Source organism: Methanohalobium sp. (assembly GCF_046546175.1).
Classification (GTDB): domain Archaea; phylum Halobacteriota; class Methanosarcinia; order Methanosarcinales; family Methanosarcinaceae; genus Methanohalobium.
On record NZ_JBKGYF010000129.1, the window covers coordinates 1 to 3079 of the forward strand.

The 3079-nt window shown below is 36.1% G+C and carries 3 protein-coding genes; 1 reads left to right on the forward strand and 2 read right to left on the reverse strand.

Going from position 1 to position 3079, the window contains the following annotated elements:
* The first annotated feature begins 344 nt into the window (after window positions 1-344).
* Window positions 345-1409, forward strand: coding sequence for a magnesium/cobalt transporter CorA (corA, locus tag ACLFMM_RS09615; protein ID WP_410808513.1), 1065 nt, complete (start codon window positions 345-347; stop codon window positions 1407-1409).
* Between the two features lie 7 nt (window positions 1410-1416).
* On the opposite strand, the gene hmgA is transcribed toward corA, so the two are convergent.
* Window positions 1417-2670, reverse strand: coding sequence for a hydroxymethylglutaryl-CoA reductase (NADPH) (hmgA, locus tag ACLFMM_RS09620; protein ID WP_410808514.1), 1254 nt, complete (start codon window positions 2668-2670; stop codon window positions 1417-1419).
* 184 nt (window positions 2671-2854) lie between these two features.
* Window positions 2855-3079 (reverse strand): MarC family protein (locus ACLFMM_RS09625; protein WP_410808515.1); only part of this gene is annotated, 225 nt, incomplete at its 5' end.

A 3079-nucleotide genomic window follows, 5' to 3' on the forward strand; every position in this document is an offset into this window, starting at 1 on the left:
ATCATGTTTGATTTTATAAGTCAGTATCAAATATCATCGCCTCTGTTAAAAGATACGGGCTGATATAATAAAAAAATTATGGTGAAAAATCAATGACCAACGGGGTTGTTTCATCACTCTTTAAACGAAGTTTTAAGATATCCTTTAATCTTTGATTTAAGGAGACGGTTAGAAACCGTTGGCTTTCACGTACCCCTGTTGCCCCACTTTCGTAATATTTTTTTATGATAGTATATACCTATTATTTTTTATTATTTATTAGACTATTTGCTTTATTGTTCAAGTGGGTTTGCAAAACTTAATAACATAGTTATCTTAGAATTGACATATAAAGTGGTGGAAATATGCCACAGATATTTAAAAGAATGTCAAAAAAAGTGGGTCTTCCCCCGGGAAGCCTTGTCCACGTAGGTGAAAAAGCAACTGAAGAAGTTAAAATCTCTGTGATGGATTACGATGAAAAAAACTTTCAGGAAAAAGAGATTAAAAATGTTGAGGAATGTTTTCCATTTAAAGATAAGTCAACTGTAACCTGGATAAATATTGATGGGCTTCATGAGGTGGAAGTGATAGAAAAAATCGGGGAACATTTCGGTTTTCATTCCTTAATTTTGGAAGATATTTTAAACACTGGCCAGCGCCCGAAAACAGAAGATTTTGGAACCTATATCTACATCGTATTGAAGATGCTTACATTTAATAACCAGGAAAATGAAATTAATACAGAACAGGTCAGTTTAATCATTGGATCTAATTTTGTCATTTCCTTCCAGGAAAAGGAAGGAGATGTATTTAACTATGTAAGAGACCGGATCAGAAACAACAAAGGTCGTATCAGAAAGATGAAATCCGATTATCTTACATATTTACTTATAGATTCAATTGTTGACCACTATTTTGTTGTTTTGGAGAACATTGGTGAAAGAATAGAGTCAGTCGAAGATGAATTATCCGACGAACCCACAACAGAAACTTTACAGAAAATACATGATTTAAAACGGGATGTTATTTTCTTGCGCAAATCAGTCTGGCCTCTGAGAGAAGTTATAAATTCTCTTAGTAGAAGCGATACTCTCTTTGTTTTTGAATCCACTGATTTATTTTTAAAGGATGTCTATGATCATATAATTCAAATCATTGAAAGTCTGGATATATATAGGGATATGCTTACAAGTATGCTTGATCTATATCTTTCAAGCATCAGTAATCGAATGAATGAAGTGATGAAAGTACTAACGATTATAGCCACTACATTTATACCACTGACATTTATAGCGGGTGTCTATGGAATGAATTTTGAATATATGCCAGAACTCGACTGGAAATGGAGTTACCCGCTATTATGGATAATTATGCTTTCTGCCAGCATGTCCATGTTAGTCTATTTTAAGAAGAAAAAATGGTTGTAAGTGGAGTTTAAAAACTCCCGCGTCCAAGTTCTGCATGCGCACGAGCAAGATGTCCGGCAGCCTGTGCACCTATAAGCGAAATTTCACCGGCCAATACAGCAGATGCCAGTATTTCTGCCATTTTTTTAGCATTCGCTCCAGGCGGATGACCTGAACCTGCTACACCGAGCAAATTCAGACAGTCTTTCTGGGTGCCGATACCTGTACCACCGCCTACAGTTCCTACTAACAATGATGGAAGCGTTACTGAACAGTAGAGGTCTCCATATTTGGTCACTTCCATAGTTGTGATTACGTTACTACCCTCAACCACATGTGCAGGGTCCTGTCCACAGGCAATATTCGTTGCAACGATAACATTTGCAGCATGTGCATTGTATCCAAGTGAACCAGCACGCGCTGAACCCAGTAGATTTTTTCTATAATTTACATCTGCCATTTCTTCAGGTGTAGATTTCAGTCGGTCTTCCACAACTTTTTTCGGAATTTCAATTTCTGCAACAACAGTTTTACCCCTTCCCTGAATACTGTTAAGAGCTGCTGGTTTTTTATCCGTACACATATTACCAGACAATGATATCGGGTCAGCACCGAATTCGTCTTCTATAAGGTCAACAAGTGTATTTGTAGCGATTGTAACCATGTTCATACCCATGGCATCCTTTGTATCATAGGAAAACCTCAGATATACAGTGTTGCCCAGTACATAGGGGTCGATATCTATCAGTTCACCGTGACTGGTAATCTCACTTATCTTATCCTGCATATGTTTCAATGTCTCGGGTTTTTTAATCCATTCCACAAATTCCTGTGCTCTTACTACATTCTCAACTTTGAATGCAGGAGCTCTGGTCATCACATCCTGGAATATTCTTACATCTGCACCGTTAGAACGGGTTATTACCGAACAACCTCTGTTAACACTTGCAACAAGTGCACCTTCGGTAGTTGCAAGTGGAACATAATAATCTCCATCTGCGTATTCGCCTTTAACTTTTAAAGGACCTGCAATTCCAAGAGGAATCTGCACTGCCCCTATCATATTCTCGATATTTTTCTTTGTTACCTTTTCAGCATCGATATTATGGTTTTGTATGTATTCAAAAGAAACATTAGACGTTTTTTCTATCGCCTTTCTGCGCAGTTTAACAGCCGAATTTGCATCAGTATATTTTTCAATTTTTCTAAGCGACACTTCCCCTGATGTGATCTTTTCGAACAATTCATCTTCATCCATTTTGATTTCACTTTCTGGTTCCATAAATAATAAACACCTTTGAACTTAAAGATATATTAGCACTCCATATTATTAAAATTCCTGCAATAAGGCCAACTACCCGCAACTAATATTATTAGTATTTATTCTAAACCATAATGCTTTTTCTCCTTAATAATACATACATCCTGCTCTATTCAATATTTTGCAAATAAAAATATAACTATACTCAAAAACCATAATTCTGAACGATATTGAGTATACCGGTAGTAACAAAATCAATCGCAATAGCTGCCAGTAATAACCCCATTATTCTTGTAAAAACCAGCATTCCGGTGTATCCCAGAAAATTGTAGATTTTTCTTGAAAACAGGAATATAAAAAGTGTTATTACAAATGTAACAAGTATTGCCAAAATAACAACTGATTTATCCAAGATTGTATCAGAATTTCC